The sequence below is a fragment of the Flagellimonas maritima genome (genome assembly GCF_003269425.1).
Taxonomy (GTDB): Bacteria; Bacteroidota; Bacteroidia; order Flavobacteriales; family Flavobacteriaceae; genus Flagellimonas; species Flagellimonas maritima.
Genome location: NZ_CP030104.1, coordinates 389,248 through 407,282, shown reverse-complemented (window position 1 = coordinate 407,282; position 18,035 = coordinate 389,248). Strand labels below are relative to the sequence as shown.

The 18,035-nt window shown below is 37.4% G+C and carries 19 protein-coding genes and 1 pseudogene; 5 read left to right on the top strand and 15 right to left on the bottom strand.

The window, feature by feature from the left end:
• Positions 1-21: 21 nt before the first annotated feature.
• The 3 genes from HME9304_RS01775 to HME9304_RS01765 form a co-directional block, all read right to left on the bottom strand.
• Complete coding sequence (locus tag HME9304_RS01775) at positions 22-519, bottom strand: hypothetical protein (protein ID WP_123877309.1); 498 nt, start codon at positions 517-519, stop codon at positions 22-24.
• Between the two features lie 109 nt (positions 520-628).
• The gene (locus tag HME9304_RS01770; protein WP_112376958.1) at positions 629-2,509 is read right to left on the bottom strand and encodes an ABC-F family ATP-binding cassette domain-containing protein; all 1,881 of its coding nucleotides are present in this window, start codon (positions 2,507-2,509) and stop codon (positions 629-631) included.
• A gap of 22 nt (positions 2,510-2,531) precedes the next feature.
• The gene (locus HME9304_RS01765) at positions 2,532-3,701 is read right to left on the bottom strand and encodes a lipoprotein N-acyltransferase Lnb domain-containing protein (protein ID WP_239023371.1); all 1,170 of its coding nucleotides are present in this window, start codon (positions 3,699-3,701) and stop codon (positions 2,532-2,534) included.
• Positions 3,702-3,802: 101 nt separating this feature from the next.
• Here HME9304_RS01765 and HME9304_RS01760 point away from each other — a divergent pair, with 101 nt between their 5' ends.
• Together HME9304_RS01760 and HME9304_RS01755 are read left to right on the top strand one after the other, a co-directional pair.
• Positions 3,803-4,525, top strand: a complete 723-nt coding sequence (locus HME9304_RS01760) for a CDP-alcohol phosphatidyltransferase family protein (protein ID WP_112376956.1) — start codon at positions 3,803-3,805, stop codon at positions 4,523-4,525.
• A 61-nt stretch (positions 4,526-4,586) separates the two neighbouring features.
• Complete coding sequence (locus tag HME9304_RS01755) at positions 4,587-5,393, top strand: DUF4198 domain-containing protein (RefSeq protein WP_112376955.1); 807 nt, start codon at positions 4,587-4,589, stop codon at positions 5,391-5,393.
• 6 nt (positions 5,394-5,399) lie between these two features.
• On the opposite strand, the gene lptB is transcribed toward HME9304_RS01755, so the two are convergent.
• The 4 genes from lptB to HME9304_RS01735 are packed head-to-tail and all read right to left on the bottom strand — an operon-like array spanning position 5,400 to position 8,336.
• Positions 5,400-6,140: an LPS export ABC transporter ATP-binding protein gene (lptB, locus tag HME9304_RS01750; protein WP_112376954.1), complete on the bottom strand. Its 741-nt coding sequence runs from the start codon at positions 6,138-6,140 to the stop codon at positions 5,400-5,402.
• A 57-nt stretch (positions 6,141-6,197) separates the two neighbouring features.
• Complete coding sequence (locus HME9304_RS01745) at positions 6,198-6,548, bottom strand: carboxymuconolactone decarboxylase family protein (protein ID WP_112376953.1); 351 nt, start codon at positions 6,546-6,548, stop codon at positions 6,198-6,200.
• Positions 6,538-7,371 carry a twin-arginine translocase subunit TatC gene (gene tatC / locus HME9304_RS01740; protein WP_112376952.1) on the bottom strand — a complete coding sequence of 278 codons (834 nt, stop codon included), beginning with the start codon at positions 7,369-7,371 and terminating at the stop codon, positions 6,538-6,540. Before tatC ends, HME9304_RS01745 begins: the two co-directional genes overlap by 11 nt.
• A complete protein-coding gene (locus HME9304_RS01735; RefSeq protein WP_112376951.1) occupies positions 7,371-8,336 on the bottom strand; it encodes a KpsF/GutQ family sugar-phosphate isomerase in 966 nt (321 codons plus the stop codon). The genes tatC and HME9304_RS01735 overlap by 1 nt, the downstream gene beginning before the upstream one ends.
• 188 nt (positions 8,337-8,524) lie before the next feature.
• Between HME9304_RS01735 and recQ the strand changes: the two genes are divergently transcribed.
• Positions 8,525-10,729 carry a DNA helicase RecQ gene (recQ, locus tag HME9304_RS01730; RefSeq protein ID WP_112376950.1) on the top strand — a complete coding sequence of 735 codons (2,205 nt, stop codon included), beginning with the start codon at positions 8,525-8,527 and terminating at the stop codon, positions 10,727-10,729.
• Here recQ and HME9304_RS17260 read toward each other — a convergent pair.
• From HME9304_RS17260 to HME9304_RS01710, 5 genes and pseudogenes are all read right to left on the bottom strand, one after another.
• Complete coding sequence (locus HME9304_RS17260) at positions 10,726-11,079, bottom strand: DUF2752 domain-containing protein (RefSeq protein ID WP_417935237.1); 354 nt, start codon at positions 11,077-11,079, stop codon at positions 10,726-10,728. The genes recQ and HME9304_RS17260 overlap by 4 nt on opposite strands.
• A gap of 28 nt (positions 11,080-11,107) precedes the next feature.
• Positions 11,108-11,269: pseudogene (locus tag HME9304_RS17255) on the bottom strand (CD225/dispanin family protein); the annotation flags it as partial.
• Between the two features lies 1 nt (position 11,270).
• A complete protein-coding gene (locus tag HME9304_RS17250; RefSeq protein WP_417935251.1) occupies positions 11,271-11,378 on the bottom strand; it encodes a CD225/dispanin family protein in 108 nt (35 codons plus the stop codon).
• Between the two features lie 39 nt (positions 11,379-11,417).
• Complete coding sequence (locus HME9304_RS01715; RefSeq protein ID WP_112376948.1) at positions 11,418-11,753, bottom strand: CCC motif membrane protein; 336 nt, start codon at positions 11,751-11,753, stop codon at positions 11,418-11,420.
• 11 nt (positions 11,754-11,764) lie between these two features.
• A complete protein-coding gene (locus HME9304_RS01710; RefSeq protein WP_112379693.1) occupies positions 11,765-12,076 on the bottom strand; it encodes a DUF2752 domain-containing protein in 312 nt (103 codons plus the stop codon).
• An 81-nt stretch (positions 12,077-12,157) separates the two neighbouring features.
• Between HME9304_RS01710 and HME9304_RS01705 the strand changes: the two genes are divergently transcribed.
• Positions 12,158-12,700: a Smr/MutS family protein gene (locus HME9304_RS01705; RefSeq protein WP_112376947.1), complete on the top strand. Its 543-nt coding sequence runs from the start codon at positions 12,158-12,160 to the stop codon at positions 12,698-12,700.
• On the opposite strand, the gene HME9304_RS17060 is transcribed toward HME9304_RS01705, so the two are convergent.
• The gene (locus HME9304_RS17060; protein WP_206170483.1) at positions 12,697-13,674 is read right to left on the bottom strand and encodes a hypothetical protein; all 978 of its coding nucleotides are present in this window, start codon (positions 13,672-13,674) and stop codon (positions 12,697-12,699) included. The two genes, HME9304_RS01705 and HME9304_RS17060, sit on opposite strands and share 4 nt — an antisense overlap.
• A 112-nt stretch (positions 13,675-13,786) precedes the next feature.
• On the opposite strand from HME9304_RS17060, the gene HME9304_RS01695 reads away from it, so the two are divergent.
• Complete coding sequence (locus tag HME9304_RS01695) at positions 13,787-14,935, top strand: cysteine desulfurase family protein (protein WP_112376946.1); 1,149 nt, start codon at positions 13,787-13,789, stop codon at positions 14,933-14,935.
• Here HME9304_RS01695 and HME9304_RS01690 read toward each other — a convergent pair.
• The gene (locus HME9304_RS01690) at positions 14,932-15,585 is read right to left on the bottom strand and encodes a hypothetical protein (RefSeq protein ID WP_112376945.1); all 654 of its coding nucleotides are present in this window, start codon (positions 15,583-15,585) and stop codon (positions 14,932-14,934) included. The two genes, HME9304_RS01695 and HME9304_RS01690, sit on opposite strands and share 4 nt — an antisense overlap.
• 9 nt (positions 15,586-15,594) lie before the next feature.
• A complete protein-coding gene (locus tag HME9304_RS01685; RefSeq protein ID WP_112376944.1) occupies positions 15,595-18,018 on the bottom strand; it encodes a TonB-dependent receptor in 2,424 nt (807 codons plus the stop codon).
• Between the last annotated feature and the right edge of the window lie 17 nt (positions 18,019-18,035).

Below are 18,035 nucleotides of genomic sequence, written 5' to 3'. Positions count from 1 at the left end.
TTGATAATTAAATTTACTTTTTTAAATCCGAACGGTAAAATGCTCTTTTACCTGTTCTTTTCGTATGAACAAAGCACCTAAATAAAACATATCTATACTTACCGTTATGGTTGGCAAAGCAATAAGTTTTTCCCAAGATTGATTTTTTTGGACATCCTTATGGATGGAATTGATGAGGATAACGCTGTTGTTATGAAATTTTTTTTGAGCTAACATTTTTTCCATTTTATCAGGATGTAATTCTTCCGTGTATAAAATATCGATACGATTTGTATTCAACTTGGAGTTTGGATATGATTTCTTGATGTCTACCGCCAAGTGCCGTGCTCCTGACACGCAGATATTTTCGAAGCCAAAATAACCAATAGTCTTGAGCAGCACGTTGTGTGCCTTGATGTTGGATATCATCTTTTCAGCATACAGACATTTGGTAACATAGTTGTAGATAAAAGGGGAATGGACACCATGTTGATTGGTAGATTTCAGAAGAAATTTTAAATAATTTATAGTTTGGAACATAACAATATATCTTGTCAGTTTGAGTGCAATCAAGAACCGTTTTTTTATACATTATAAAACACCTCTCTCCGCTGTCTGCTTACAAAGACAGGTTCTGAACGACATAAAATTAATTTTCCAAAATAGCGGAAAGCTCAAACCAACGTTCAGTTTTTTTCTCTACATTATCTGAAATTTCCTTTAACTCAATGGATAGCTTTGCTATTTCGTCCCCATTCAAATTAGAATCAACAAACTTGTTCTGAAGGATTGCTTTTTGTTCTTCCAACTTTTGGATTTCCTTTTCCAACTTGTTATATTCTTTTTGCTCTTGATAGGACAATTTTTGTGAACTGTCTTTTTCCTTCCAATGGGTTCTTTCAGATTTTTTGCCGCTTTCAATAGCTTTGGACTCCCGCTCAGAAATAACTTTACTACCCTCATAAATACGATAATCAGAGTAATTGCCCGGAAAATCTTCTATGATTCCATCACCCTTAAAAATAAATAAATGGTCCACTATCTTGTCCATAAAATAACGGTCATGCGACACTACGATCAGGCAGCCGGGAAAATCCAACAGAAAACTTTCCAGTACGTTGAGCGTTACAATATCCAAATCATTGGTGGGTTCATCTAAAATCAAAAAATTAGGATTTTGAATTAAGACGGTACATAGGTAAAGGCGTTTGCGTTCACCACCGCTCAGTTTTTCCACAAAATCATATTGTTTTTTTCTATCGAAAAGAAAACGCTCCAATAATTGCTGGGCCGATATTTGCTTTCCTTTTTTCAGTGGAATGAAATCCCCAAATTCCCGAATGACATCGATTACTTTTTGGCCTTCTTTTACATGAATTCCCTTTTGGGTGTAATAACCAAATTTTAAAGTATCGCCAACAATAACTTTACCCCCATCCACACTTTCTTTTTGGGTAATTATATTTAAAAACGTGGACTTCCCCGTGCCGTTCTTTCCTATGATTCCAACCCGTTCGCCTTTGGTGAAACTATAATCGAACTTTTCTAAAATCGTTTTGTCCTCAAAAGATTTGGAAACATTATGAAGTTCTAGAATTTTACTTCCCAGACGCTCCATATTCAATTCCAGCTGTATTTGGTGGTCCGTTCTTCTTTGGTGTGCCCTTTGCTTTATTTCTTTGAAATCATCAATGCGGGATTTGGATTTTGTGGTTCGGGCCTTGGGCTGTCTTCGCATCCAATCCAGTTCTTTTTTAAAAAGTAATTTAGACTTGTGTTGTTCCACGGCCTCCCGTTCAAGACGGGAATCTTTTTCACGTAGGTAGTAAGAGTAATTCCCTTTGTAGTTGAACAATTGATTGTTATCCAATTCTATGATCTCATTGCAGACACGCTCTAAAAAATAGCGGTCGTGGGTAACCATGAAGAGTGAAATATTTTCTTTGGAAAAATAAGCTTCCAGCCATTCTATCATTTCTAGATCCAAATGATTTGTTGGTTCGTCCAAAATGAGCAGATCGGGTTTATTGAGAAGTACATTGGCCAGGGCCAGTCTTTTCTTCTGTCCACCTGAAAGCATACGTACTTTTAGGTCCAGTTTATCCAAATTTAGTTTAAAGAGAATCTGCTTGTACTGTGTTTCAAAATCCCACGCGTTCAAACGTTCCATTGCTTCAAAGGCTTTTTGATAAGCATCGGAATCTTCGGGATTTTGTACAGCATGCTCGTAATTGGCGATAACCTTTAAGATTTCACTATCTGTATCAAAAATGGTTTCTTCTACAGTTAAATCTGGGTTTAAGTTGGGTTCTTGTTCCAAAAAGGCAATTTTGATTCCTTTACGCTTGGTGACCAAGCCTGTTTCTGATGCGTCCTTTCCTGAAATAATATTCAGTATCGATGTTTTACCACTACCATTTTTGGCAATGAGTGCAATCTTTTGGTCATTATTGATTCCGAAGGAAATATTGGAAAAAAGAACCAATTCGCCGTAAGACTTGGATATATTCTCTACTGTTAGCAGATTCATTATAAAAAATTAGTTTGGCAAGTTACGGCTTTGAAAATTTAAGGAGATAACCGTACCGAATGGCCATAGTTAAAAGTATGGGAACCAAGACAGGTGAAAAAACCTGAATTTCTGCAATCCACAAAATAATCAGTACCCCCAAAGACGCTATGGCAAACCATATATATTTAGAAAACCAATTTGGAAGTTGTTTTTGGAAAATAATAACAAAGGCAATAAAAATATGAAAAGGAACGGCCCAGAGAACATTGAAATTTTTAGGGGTAGACGTATGGTCTGTGGCCAACCAGAGCAACATCAAACACAAACCTATCAAACCGGTAATTAAGAACAGGGAAAAGTCAAGCCACCGACTTCTTGTTTTGTGCTTATAATCGACATAGGTTATGACTCCCGTGAATAAGAACAGCAATATGAACCAGAACAAGGGGGATGCAGCAAAAGAACCATTTTTTACATACTTACCATAGTCCAAAACGATACGCTCCCTCTCTAGTAATGGTTTACCGTCTTTTGTAGTATTCCTTATCTGTTTCATGGCATAATAAGGTAAGAACATATGTTCTTTTAGCGTAGCTTTTCTATCCACTACGGAACCAAACGCCAAATCAATACCAAAAGCTGACCACGAGTTTATTTTTAAATGCTGTCTTACAAGTTCCCTGAATGTATATCTCTTTTCAAGATAAGAGCCATCAAAATTAATGGAATCGCCAAATTGATCAATCAATATATCGCCCACAATACTGGAACAATTATTTAAAAGTGGGTCATAAAGGTAGTCTCGGTTCTCTGGTAAATAGTTGTTTTCAAAAAATTGAAGCATTTCATTTCGCTCGGCTAAGGATAAATCAAAAATTTGTTCTTTGACCCATCTCTTTTCCAGTTCATATTCAAAAAGAAAGCTATCAAAATTTCTTCTAGAAAGGGAATAGATCAATTTACCCTTTACAAAGTTTAGATAGAAATTTGGTCGGTTAAAATCAAAGGTCCCATAATTATAAACCACGTCGATACCCAGGGTTGGGTCTTGAACCCGAAAAGCGCTATGTCCAAAAGCATAGTACAGCTCATCACCTGCCGCACATGTCAATAAGCTGACCTTGGATTTTTCTGAGAGGGTCGGAACTTGTGAGAATGCACTTTTTCCGACCATAAGAATTAATGCCAAAAATAATATGCTTTGCTTCATTTGAAATAATATCGGCGCAAATATCAGAATAAATAACACAAGGTGTAACATGAAAATCCACCACTTTGTTTTTTACCTTATTTTTACTGAAATCTAATTTCATGAAGCAATATATTCCCAATTTTATAACATTGCTCAATCTTTTTAGTGGTTGCGCAGCTACGGTATTTGCAGTGCTCAATCATTTGGAATTGGCCGCACTTTTCGTGTTTTTTGGAATATTCTTTGATTTTTTTGATGGATTGGCAGCCAGAATCCTGAAAGTCCAGAGCGAAGTAGGAGTACAATTGGATTCTTTGGCAGATATGGTTACCAGTGGATTGGTACCTGGTATAGTTATGTTTCAATTGCTGAAAATGGCCGAAACCGGAGGGTGGAACATGGGTTTCTTTGGTCATGGCACCGATATAACCTTATTACCATTTTTTGGATTTATAATTACTCTAGGTTCTGCATACCGTCTCGCTAAATTCAATGTGGACGAAAATCAGGTTTCCTCTTTTATTGGGTTGCCAACCCCAGCAAATGCACTATTGATACTTTCACTGCCATTAATTCTTCTTTACCATAACAATGATGTGCTTAATGGAGTTATTCTAAATCAATGGTTTTTAATGGCATTGACATTAATCAGTGCTTTCTTGCTCAATTCCAGAATAGAACTTTTTGCCCTAAAGTTTAAAAATTGGAGTTTTAGGGACAATGGGTTGCGCTATCTTTTTGTAATCGGTAGTTTAATTCTGTTGTTGACGTTAAAGTTTTTGGCAATTCCTATAATCATCCTATTTTATGTTGTTACTTCTTTGCTAACGCCAAAAGGGTGATTTATTTTTGTGGTACCTAGTAGTTTTTTGAATAGGTGGTTCAATTTTATACTTTATCGATATGAAACGAATAGTTGCTTTATTGTTTTTAGTCATTACATCCGTCTTTCTTTCTTCCCATGAGTTATTTTTAAAAACGGATGCTTATTTTTTAGATGCTGGCCAAGCCAGTGAGCTGTATCTTTTCAACGGTACTTTTGACAAAAGCGAGAATGTGATTACGCGCGATAGGATTTCAGATGCACGAATTATTGGACCTGATTACCAAAAAATAGTTGGTGAGGAAAATTACTATGATAAGGAAAACGTAACCTATTTAAGATTTAAGTCAGGAGGGGGCGGCACATATGCGGCAGGTATTTCAACCCTTTCGAGAATTTTGGAAATGAACGCCCAAGATTTTAATAACTATCTGGAACATGAAGGTTTGGAAAAGGTACTCGAGGAAAGAAAAGAAGAAAGTGTTCATAATTCCGGAGCAAGAGAAAAATACTCTAAACATGTGAAGATGCTTTTTCAGGTCGGAGATAAAAAAAGTGAACAATATAAAACTGTTTTCGGCTTTCCTATTGAATTTGTTCCAATGGACAATCCCTACAATGCGAAAGCTGGAGAACGGATTTCGTTTCAATTGTTGAGTGGAGGAGAGCCTTTAGCAAATCAAATTGTGCATTTTAGCACCTCAATGCCAGGAAAGGATTCCCATGAAAATGAGAATTCTACCAGAACAGATGAAAATGGGGTATTGCAAATAGTGCCAAGCCAAGCTGGAAATTGGTACGTTGCGACAATCCATATGGTAAAAAGTGATGAAGAGGGTATTGATTACGAATCCAACTGGGCCACATTGACCTTTGCGGTGAAGTAAATTAGTTTAAAAATCCAGTTTCTTTTTTCTTAGCTCAAAGTTCTGGCCCAAATATACCTTACGTACCATTTCATCTTTCGCCAAATCTTCTGGAATGCCTGCTTTTAATATTCCTCCTTCAAACATTAAATAAGATCTTTCCGTTATGGCCAAAGTTTCTTGAACATTATGATCTGTAATCAAAATACCAATGTTTTTGTTTTTCAATTGGGCTACGATACGTTGAATATCTTCAACGGCTACGGGGTCTACCCCTGCAAAAGGCTCATCCAATAAGATAAATTTGGGGTCGGTAGCAAGGGCACGTGCAATCTCGGTACGTCTTCTTTCTCCACCTGATAGTAGGTCACCCCTATTTTTTCTAATGTGTCCCAATCCAAACTCATCTATGAGAGACTCCATCTTCATATGTTGTTCCTTCTTGCTTAGCTTGGTGAGTTGTAGTACGCTCAATATATTCTTCTCAATACTAAGCTTACGAAAGACAGACGCTTCTTGGGCGAGATAACCAATGCCGTTTTGGGCTCTTTTGTACATGGGGAAATTGGTAATTTCCATAGTGTCCAAAAAAATCTTCCCATCATTTGGTTTTATCAAACCAACAATCATGTAGAAAGAAGTGGTCTTACCAGCCCCATTAGGGCCCAAAAGACCTACAATTTCACCTTGGTTGACCTCTAGGGAAATTCCTTTAACTACTTTTCGACCTCTATAGGCCTTCATAATATTATCAGCTCTTAACTTCATAGGAATCTGCCAAAACTAAACATATTCTTTATTGCAGTACTGGACTTTTGGTTTTTTTTAAGCTCCATGTTCTTCCAGTGCTTCCCAAAACTCATAGGCTTTTCGTAGATGGGGAATAACAATAGTACCTCCTATTAAAGTAGCTATTCCCAGAGTCTCCATAACTTCTTCCTTGGTCGCTCCTTCTTTTTTGGAATTTTCCAAATGGTATTTTACACAATCATCGCATCTCAGTACAGCAGAAGCGACAAGCCCCAATAGTTCTTTAGTTTTAACATCCAGTGCACCGGCCATGTAGGCATTGGTATCCAGATTGAAAATACGTTTTATGAGTTTGTTGTTTTCCGCCAATAACTTCCCGTTCATTCTAGAACGATAGGAATTGAACTCGTCTACTTTATTTTGCATTTCTTTTTTCTTTTTTAGATTCCCTTTTCAAAACCCATTTAGAAATATAGATACTGATTTGATATAATATTAATACAGGGACCGAAACCACTATTTGACTCGCAACATCCGGTGGAGTTATTACTGCGGAGAGAATCAGTACGATGACCAGTGCAATTTTTCGATACTTTTTCAGGATTTCCGGAGTTACCAAGCCAACCTTTGTTAAAAAGTAAATGATGATTGGCAGCTCAAACATAATTCCACAAGCAATGACGGAAGCTCTGACGGTAGCAATAAAGGAACCTATATCAATTTCATTGAGAACCTCTTTGCTTACTTGGTAAGTACCCAAAAAATTAATGGATAATGGTGCCACAACATAATAGCCAAACAATACACCCATAAAAAAAAGTGCGGAAGCCACTAGAATGAAACCCCTTGAATGTTTACGTTCATTTTGATGGAGCCCTGGACTTATAAACCGCCATAACTCCCATAAAACATAGGGGAAAGCAATAATGAAGCCAGCCCAAATAGAGGTCCAGATGTGTGCGGAAAACTGGCCTGCCATAGTTCTATTCTGTATGGTAAAAGGCAAAGTGTCCGCACAGAATTCAGAATCTATTCCAAAAAAGGTGGCGATTTCGCAAAAGAACCTATAGGTAGGGAAATCCATTTTTTTTGGTCCAAAAATGACCGTATCAAAAATGAAATCCTTCATTATAAAAGCACCGCAAGCAATAATAACTATTGCCAAAACTGATCGTATCAGATGCCATCTTAGTTCCTCAAGATGGTCCAAAAAGGACATTTCATCTGGATTTTCCACTGTTTTTGCCATTACAGGATCCCTTCATTTATGAGATTGTGGATATGTACTACCCCTTCGTATCTATCACCATCAAATGCAAGCAGTTGCGATATTCCCTTTGCTTGGAGCACTTCCAAAGCTTTGACCGCTAAGATATCTACATCCACAGATTTGGGATTGGAGGTCATGATATCTTTTGCTCTCAATCCACTTATGTTATCGTATCTACTGAGCATTCTACGTATGTCACCGTCAGTAACAATGCCCACAACACTATTGTTTTCAATAACCGCGGTAACACCAAGCATTTTTTTTGAAATCTCAACAATCACCTCTTTTACGCTGGAATTGATATCGACTTGTGGTTTTTGATTGTTTGCAACAATGTCCGCTACCCTTAGATAAAGTTTTTTTCCCAAAGCCCCACCAGGGTGATATTTTGCAAAATCAGCACTGCTAAATCCTCTAAGCTCCAAAAGACTGATTGCTAATGCATCACCCATTGCCAGTTGCGCCGAAGTACTTGTGGTAGGTGCAAGGTTATTGGGACATGCTTCTTTTTCAACAAAGGTGCTCAGCGCAAAGTCTGCTTGTTTTGCCAACAAAGAATCCATATTTCCCGTAATGCCAATTAATTTATTTTTTCCAATTTTTATTAAAGGAAGCAATGCTTTTATCTCTGGAGTATTACCACTTTTGGAAATACAGATAACCACGTCATTTTTTTGAATGGTTCCCAAGTCACCGTGAATGGCATCTGCCGCGTGCATAAAAATGGCAGGTGTTCCCGTAGAATTCAGGGTTGCTACAATTTTAGATGCTATTATGGCACTTTTGCCCACCCCTGATACAATTACCCTTCCTTGTGAATCCAAGATATGTTGTACAGCGTGCGCAAATTGCTCATCGAGCAGGTTGACTAGATTTTGAATGGCCTTGCTCTCGGTTTCTAGCGTTCTTTTCGCAATGGATAAAATGGATTGGGTGTTGCTCAAGGTAATAAATAGATTATCTAATTGTATTCCTAAAAGAATATCTTATATTTAAGATTACAAAACTAAACAAACTATCTTTTACAACCATTTATTAAGAAGATAATGCTACTAGGCTTACATTAAAACTCTAAACAAAAATTTGGCAGCCTACTTATTTAGGTCGTTTGGTATAAATTGAAAATACGGAAATGGGTCTCATAAACACCGATTTGCACGCTTCACTTAAAAAATATTTTGGTTTTTCACAGTTCAAGGGGCTACAGGAACAAGTAATACAGAACATACTTAAAGATAGGGATACCTTCGTAATAATGCCTACGGGAGGTGGCAAATCATTATGCTACCAACTACCGGCTATTATGAAAGAAGGTACTTCTATAGTGGTATCCCCGTTAATTGCGTTGATGAAAAATCAAGTCGATGCTATTCGTGGTGTATCGGAACATCATGGCATCGCACATGTACTTAATTCTTCCTTAACCAAAACCGAAGTGAAACAAGTAAAGGAAGATGTAAGAAATGGAATAACCAAATTGTTGTACGTTGCCCCTGAATCTTTGACCAAAGAAGAAAATATTGAATTTTTAAAAGCCGTTCCCCTTTCTTTTGTAGCTGTGGATGAAGCACACTGTATTTCTGAATGGGGGCATGATTTTAGACCGGAATACCGTAATCTTAAAAGTATCATAAGCCGTTTGGGAGATGACATACCAATAATTGGACTCACGGCAACGGCTACTCCAAAAGTGCAGGAAGACATCATCAAAAATCTTGGAATGACGGATGCCAAAGTATTCAAAGCATCGTTCAACAGACCAAATTTGTTTTATGAAGTACGTCCCAAGACCCAAAATGTAGATGCCGATATTATCCGTTTTGTAAAACAGAATCAAGGTAAATCAGGTATTATTTATTGTTTAAGCAGAAAACGGGTCGAAGAACTTGCGCAGGTTCTACAGGTTAATGGTGTAAGTGCGGTTCCCTATCATGCTGGTTTTGATGCAAAGACACGTTCCAAATATCAAGATATGTTTCTTATGGAAGACGTAGATGTTGTTGTGGCCACAATAGCGTTTGGTATGGGCATCGATAAACCGGATGTTCGTTTTGTTATCCATCATGATATTCCCAAAAGTATAGAAAGCTACTATCAAGAAACGGGTAGAGCTGGCAGGGACGGTGGCGAAGGTCATTGTTTGGCATTCTATTCCTATAAAGACGTGGAAAAACTTGAAAAATTCATGTCCGGGAAACCTGTAGCGGAACAGGAGATAGGCAATGCATTGCTACAGGAAATCGTAGCGTATGCGGAAACATCCATGTCCCGCAGAAAATTTATACTGCACTATTTTGGGGAGGATTTTGACGAAGAAGAAGGTGATGGAGCCGATATGGACGATAACACCAGAAATCCCAAAGAAAAAGAAGAAGCTAAAAATGAAGTCGCAAAGCTTTTAAAAGTGGTGGATTGCACCAATGAAAAATACAAAACAAAAGAAATTGTAAAGGTGTTGGTAGGCAAGGTCAACGCCATGATATCTTCACATAAGACCGATGAAAAAGATTTTTTTGGTATAGGTTCGGAGAAAGAAGAAGCATACTGGATGGCATTGGTTCGTCAAGTTTTGGTTGCAGGACTGCTTAAGAAGGAAATTGAACAATACGGGATTCTACACTTAACAGAAGCTGGAAGGGTTTTTCTTCAAAAACCAGTTTCATTTTTAATGACAAAGGACCATGTTTACAGCGAAGAAAACAACGATGCCATTATCACAGCTAGTAAATCGGGAGGTGGAGGAGTAGCTGATGATAATTTATTGAAACTATTGCGCGATTTACGAAAAAGAGAGGCCAAACGGATGGATGTACCGCCATTTGTAGTCTTTCAAGATCCTTCACTGGAGGACATGGCCTTAAAATATCCCATCACAATTGAAGAGCTCTTGACCATCCATGGTGTTGGAGAGGGAAAGGCCAAGAAGTATGGTAAACCTTTCATTAATTTGATTGAAAATTATGTAGAGGAGAACGATATTATTCGTCCAGACGATCTTGTGGTAAAAAGCACTGGAGCCAATTCTGGACTAAAATTGTATATCATTCAAAATGTGGATAGAAAACTGCCCTTGGATGATATTGCTTCGGCAAAAGGATTGGAACTGCCGGACCTTATCAAAGAAATGGAGCAAATTGTATTCAGTGGTACAAAACTGAATATTGGTTATTGGGTTGATGAAGTCTTGGACGAAGATCAACAAGAGGAAATCCATGAATACTTTCTTGAAGCGGAAACGGATTCCATTTCACAGGCCATAGATGAGTTTGATGGTGACTACGAAGATGAGGAACTAAGACTCTACCGGCTCAAATTTATTAGTGAGGTGGCCAACTAAGGCGCTAGATACTCGAAAGGAAAAACCTTAATATTCCTAAGAATCATAAAGAGTAGGACTATAGCTAAAACAATAAATGGAGAATAGCTATAGTTAAGAAATCTTTTTTGATGTAAAATACCCAATCTTACAGAAAGATCTTGAACAATTACTATTAGTGCAGGAAGCAGTAATATATTATGGCTCAATGCTTCCCCTATCCTAAAATGCAACAAATCATGAATTGCCCTTTGGCTACCACAGCCCGAGCAGTAGATTCCTAGATAATTATTAAATGGACATTTAGGAAAAAAAAGTCCATTCTCTGGATTAAAGGAAAAATAAAGGAGTATTGTCAAAATTGACAACACTCCTAAAGATATTATCCAGAACGATTTCTTAATAGCTTCCTGAATTTGCCATACCGCTAAAAAAAGCAAGTCCGAATATGGCGAAATAAACAATCCAAATCAAAAGCGATAGACCAGCTCCTATCAATGCCCACATTTTTGCATTCTTAGATGCTTTTATCGCTTCTTCATATTCGCCCCTGGCATAAGCTTCATTTACTTTTTGATGCGTAAATAATACTCGCTATTCCTGTTCCTATACAACAAAAAATTGTACTTAAGATAGCCCAAACCAGATAATTATCTGGTTTGGGCGGCATGTTCATATTGTTTTCCATTATAAATTATTGAATAGTTGGTTATTGTTCTATTCCGTATTGCTCTAGCATCTCATTTACTTTTTCCATATATCCGTCAATACCTCCCATTTGATTGATTTGTATAATGGTCCATATTAAAGTTATCACTCCTAAAACCAATCCAATGATAGCAATTATTTTAGCTGTTTTTAATTGACTATAGTTAGTGTAAATCTCAGGATTTGATTGATATTTTTGCTCATCCTTTCTCAAAAGAAAAAATGCAATACCGGACATGATAATACCACCAAGGCCTGAACTTAAACAGCAACATGCAAATGATATGATGCCTAAAACTAAACTGATAGTAACGTTGGGTAATTTTTGTTGTTCCATAATTTTAAAAGTTATTGATATATAAGTTTAAGTAAATAATTGATTAGAATAGTACCGACCGTTAAAACGCTGAGCACGATTATAGTTTGATTGTTGTATTTAAATTTTAGAAAAGTGTTGATAATCAAAAAAACGAATAAAAGTAATAGTGGATAAATGGCAGGATACATTTTGAATGCAGCCATAAATTCTCCTTGTAAAAGCAAATGTGCGGAACGTTGCATACCGCACCCTGGGCAATCGACCCCGAACAGTTTTTTGTTAAGACAGGGCAACATAAAATCCTTGGCTTTTACCAATAAAGGGATAAATTGTTGAAACATGAACGCCATTTACTTCCGAGAAAAATACTACTATTTTTGTTATTGTGTAAACTTTTAAATTTTTTTTAATCACAAATAGTTATGGCAAATCTTGTTATCGGAGATTGGGTGGAAGTTTTGGATGAGTCGATTTCTGGTGAGGTAACATCCATAAAAGAGGATTTAGTGACCATAACTACCATTGATGGTTTTTCTTTGCAATATCAATCAAGAGAATTGGTCAAAAGCGAAAATGATATTCAAGTGTCCAATTTTGATGTGGCCAAGGTCAAACAAGAAAAAGAATCACCAAAGAAAAGAAAGGTGATCGCTCCCAGACAGAAAGAAAGAAATGTTCCAAAAATGGAAGTGGACCTCCACATCAACCAATTGGTGAAATCTACTAGAGGACTTACCAATTTTGATATGTTGAACCTACAACTGGAAACAGCTAAAAGACAGTTGGATTTTGCTATAAGAAAGCGCATACAGAAAGTGGTCTTTATACATGGGGTAGGTGAGGGCGTGTTGAAAGAAGAACTTTTCTATCTTTTTAAAAAGTATGACAATCTAAAGTTTTATGACGCTGATTACCAAAAATATGGATTGGGTGCCACAGAAGTCTACATTTTTCAAAATAATTAGCTGTTAGTGGTAGTGAATTCTCCAAATACGTATGGCTCATCATCAAACGTACCGGCATTTGCCCCATTCAAATCCTGAAGCGTAAAATTTACCAGCGAAATGGTATGGGTATACGTAACAACTCCTTCAGAATTTGGTTCTGATGCCGTCGTGGTTACAGAAACTGTTCCTTCCGTTGTGGAAAATTCATTTTCGAGGTCAGAAAGACTACCTGCACAAACACTGTCCACAGTAACTGCAGATATGGCTGTACCATTTTTGAACACAATGGTCTCCGATAAACTTGCCTCCCTAGGTGTTTCACCAGTCTCTGAGTTCTCCAAAAGACTTATTGGGAGCGTAAAGGAAAGGAATTCATCATTTAAAACTTTGACCAAGGTTATATTTTCGTTTGTCACTTCGCATGAACTTATCGTGACATTATTAAAATTGGAAAAAATCAGCCCAACACTACTATCCTCCGTAGTCGTATAATTACCGAATTCAATTCCAGTTTGGTCCGTTATGGTTTCTCCAAGACTGTTCTCAAGGGTCACCTCCAGAATTGTGATTTCATGGTTATATGTTTTTGTCGTTCTGGATATCGTATCCAATGTTGTTATAATCTGTACGGAACCACCTGTAGCCAGAACTTCCTCAACAACAGTTGGTGTAGCTGGTGGAACTTCTCCGCAAAAATAGGCCTGAGTTACATCATCTGAAAAAAGGCGGTATGTCAAATTGGATTGAGCAGGTATAGTGCTAATAATAGGGTCGTCCGAAGGTTCATTTTCTATTAAGCTCGCTTGTAGGTCCAAAATAAGTGTTTCATCTCCAATAATCTTAAAAAACAGGGTTGTTTCGGTATCTTCTTGTCCACCACTGCAAAATTGTATGGAACCTTCGTCAAAATCAATAGCTTCAATCTGTAGGTCGCCGTCACCGCATGCAGCTAAAAAGCACACAGCTAAAATTGGGAAGAAATTTTTTTTCATGCGCCAAATTTAAAGGAATTCCATTTTAATACGCTAAACATCAACAATACTTTAAAAGAAATTAACTTAATTTCACTTATTTTTGATGCTAGTGTAAAACTGTAACCAAACCATGCAGAAAGTGTACCTCGACAATGCAGCGACCACTCAAGTTAGAGATGAGGTCATTGCAAAAATGCAAGAGGCATTGGCCTCGTTTTATGGAAACCCTTCTTCTACACATAGTTATGGGAGGTCAGCAAAGACTGCCATAGAAAAGGCACGTAAAACAATTGCAAAAATACTGAATGCACAGCCTTCAGAAATTATATTCACCTCTGGTGGAACAGAGGCAGACAATATGATATTGCGCTGCGCAGTAAGGGATTTGGGCATTACCACTATTATTACCTCCAAAATTGAGCACCATGCTGTCTTGCATACTGCCGAAGAATTGAAAAGGGAGTATGGAATTTCGCTCCAATTTGTGGATTTGGATGAAAATGGGAACCCAAAATTGAGCCATTTAGAGGAACTGTTGCTACAGGATGGTGCTAAAAAATTGGTAAGCTTAATGCACGTGAACAACGAAATTGGTAACATCGTCGATATTGATGCTATTGGCAAATTGTGCAAGGACCATGATGCACTTTTTCATTCCGATACAGTACAGTCAGTAGGGCATTACCCATGGGACGTTCAAAATACCCCAATTGATTTTTTGACCGCGGCAGCTCATAAATTTCACGGACCAAAAGGGATAGGTTTTGCATTTATCAGAAAAAATTCCGGTTTAAAACCAATGATTTTTGGTGGGTCACAAGAAAGGGGATTTAGAGCTGGAACCGAACCCTTTCATAATATTGTAGGGTTGGAAGAAGCTTTTGTAAAAGCTTACGATAATCTGGAAGAAGAAATAAAAATTGTAAGAAACCTTAAAAGTCATTTCGTAAAAAAGCTAAAGCGCGAAATCCCTGAAGTAAATTTTAACGGTCTTTCAGATGATTTGGAAAAAAGCACCTATACATTGACCAATGTACGTTTGCCATTTGACAAACAGAAAGGGTTAATGTTGCTTTTTCATTTAGATATGAAAGGAATTGCATGTTCCAAAGGAAGCGCCTGTCAATCCGGTAGCAATCTTGGTTCCCATGTTCTCAATGAAATACTAAACGATGAGGAATTGGAAAAACCGTCGCTCCGGTTCTCATTTTCAAAATACAATACTTTAGAGGAACTTGATTACACAATAGCGGTTTTAAAGGAATTTGCGGATAGTTAGTTCTTGTTTTTGCGTTGTTTTTTTTCCTTGTCGTAGGGAAACTTTCTAGAAGCTAATTTCATCATTCTATCGATCAGCTCAGTAGTATTTTTGCCTGTTTTTTTGGTAATGGCCTTTTCATATTTCCAAAGAAGTTTTCCAGAAGTTCCATCACTGACCTTAACGCCTATTCTACCATAATTGGCATCTCCGCTAAAATAATCGAATAAGCTAAAATCTGTTGGTACACCTTTGGACAACAATATATTCAAACTTAGGTTACCGCTGATGATTCCATCGACATTAAGGATTTTGCTAAGCTGGTTAGTGGTATAAATATCCAAATTATCGTAAGTGATGCCATTTTGGCTCAAAATTGCATTGGTATCTTCTATGTTTTGAAATTCTACATTGAATTTTTTGCGTTTCTTCCGTTTGGAAAAATAAGTCTCAAGGGCATTTTGAACAGCATAGCCTTCTTTTTGGGCCAAATTTTTCAATTCAGCTTGATTAACATCCCTTTTTAGGTCAAGATTGGCGATGAAGGGTACAATGGCCAAAACTTTATGGTTCTCGCTTAATTCATCGAATTTTCTGTTCTCGTAAATATTCTTTTGTGCCATCGCAAATGCTACGGACAATAAAGCAATAAGAAATATAATTTTCTTCATCAAAATAAATTAGAATCGCATCCCAAACTTTACATTTAAAATACGGCTTGTCAAAAAATTAGGAACGGCAAATTGCCTTTGGGTATCTACGTCCCTGACCCAGGTATTCGTAATGGAATTTTGATTGTTGAACATATTGAAAATCTCAAAACCAAAACTGAGTTCCTGAAACTTGTGCAACCAATGCCCTTTGGGATATTGATTGTTACTGTCGGCAAAAATATAGGAAATTCCCATATCGGCCCTTCTATAATCTCTTAATCTATTCTGAAAATCGTACGGATCGGCATTATTTGGAGAACCGCCCGGTACACCAGTATTATAGACTAGATTTAAGTAAAGTTTTAAATTTGGTATGCTCGGCACATAATCTTGAAACAAAACGGCAAATTTTAACCGTTGGTCCGTAGGACGGGATATAAAACCTCTGTCATTTCTATTCTCCTGTGTTTGTAAATACCCAAGACTGACCCATGATTCCGCACCGGGCACAAAGGTTCCCGTAAGTCTGAAATCGAATCCGTAAGCATAGGCAATCGCATTGTTATTGGCGGCATATCTGATTCTTACATCTTCAATGGTATATGTGTTTACGTTATCCAAATCTTTGTAGTATGTCTCACTGATCAAGGTGAACGGTCTGTTCCAAAGGTTGAAACTGAATTCGCTGCCAAGCACGTAGTGAATTGATCTCTGCGCTTCTACATCTGGATTTATGTTTCCAGTAATATCGCGTAGTTCCCTATAAAAAGGCGGCTGCTGATAACTTCCGACAGCAAAACGAAACAGCATGTCTTTCCTCCAATTGGGTTTTAAGGAAAATTGCCCTCTTGGACTAAAAAGTGTTTGTGAATTATCATCGAACCCTTCACCGCTCAAAATCCAATGCTGTGCTCTTATCCCGAGATTAAAATAGGCGTCGTGTTCGCCCAATTTTGTTTGTTGACCATATTGTACAAAACCTGAAAACCTGTTCGTTTTTACAAAGTTTGTAGCCTGTACGCTTTCAAATGCTACTATATCTTCCGTAAAAGGTTCTTGGGGCTGGTTGTTCACAAATTCAGGCTCGGAAGGCCGAATGAAAAATCCGGCAGAATCTATAAACTCAGCTTCCCGAAGCTGGTCCCTAACATCCTCGTGTGCATATTTTATGCCCCATTCCAAAGATTTGTCACCCTTTTTATATTTTCCGCGATATGAAAAATTGAGAATCAATGCATCAAGCTGGTTTCTTGCCCTATTAAATTGAGACCCAATACCTCTGGAATTCGTAACCTCACCTAAATTTTCACTTCCTAGGTCCGTATCTATTTCGGCCAATTCATAAGAAGCTATGATATCTGAGAACTCTTCTTCTTGGGTATGGTAGACAGAGGCGGTAATATCCATTTTTATGTTATCGTTAAGAAAATAATCTGCTTTTAGAGCCCCTAATTTATTATCGAAACTACTATTCTCTTTTCCTTGATAAAAAACCAATAGTGCCCTGGGGTCGTTTATGGTCCCAAAATTGGTCTGCCTGGTCAAAGGTTCATTTTCATAATCGTTCACGGAATAAGTACCCAAAAAATTGAGATGAAATTTTTTTGAAAAGCGATAGGTAAGGTAGTTTTGTACATCTATAAATCTTGGATTGAAATTGGTTTCGGTCTGTTGGGTGTTAACGAATAGGCTATTATCCCTATAACGCACACCAGTAATACTGCTAAATTTCTTATTTTTGGATAACGTTTCCAGCGTTGTGCTCGCACCTAATAAACTGCCTTCTATTCGCAATCCAAAATCCACAGGATTTTTATAAGTAATATCCAAAACGGAGGATAATTTATCACCATATCTAGCTTGAAAACCTCCTGAAGAAAATTCAAGATTGGAAATCATATCGCTGTTTACGAAACTTAATCCTTCCTGTTGGGCAGAACGAACCAAAAATGGACGATACACTTCTATTCCATTGACGTACACCAAATTTTCATCAAAGTTACCACCTCTAACATTGTATTGTGTGCTCAGTTCATTATTGAACGATACTCCTGGCAGCAGCTTTAAAATATTTTCCACACCGGCATTTGCTCCAGGTATTTTTCGAACTATTTCTGGGGAGATCGTAGTAATGCCCTCAATACTTTTTTTCCCGTTGGGTGAGACTTCAACGCCTGCAATCTGGGTAACATCAGTTTTCATTACAGGATTAAACTCAAAAGTTTCATTGGTCGTCAAAATCAGGTTTTCCAATACCACCTTTTTATGACCTAAATGCGAGAAGGTTATTATATTTTTAGTATCTGCCGTAAGCTGAAGCAGATAATACCCGTTACCGTCCGTTGTTGTGCCAGTATTTCCAGAAACAATATTCACATTTGTAATGGGAAGATTATTTTCATCTAAAACCGTACCCAAGACAGTGGCTGTTTGACCGTAACCAGCAAACATACATAAGATAAATATTG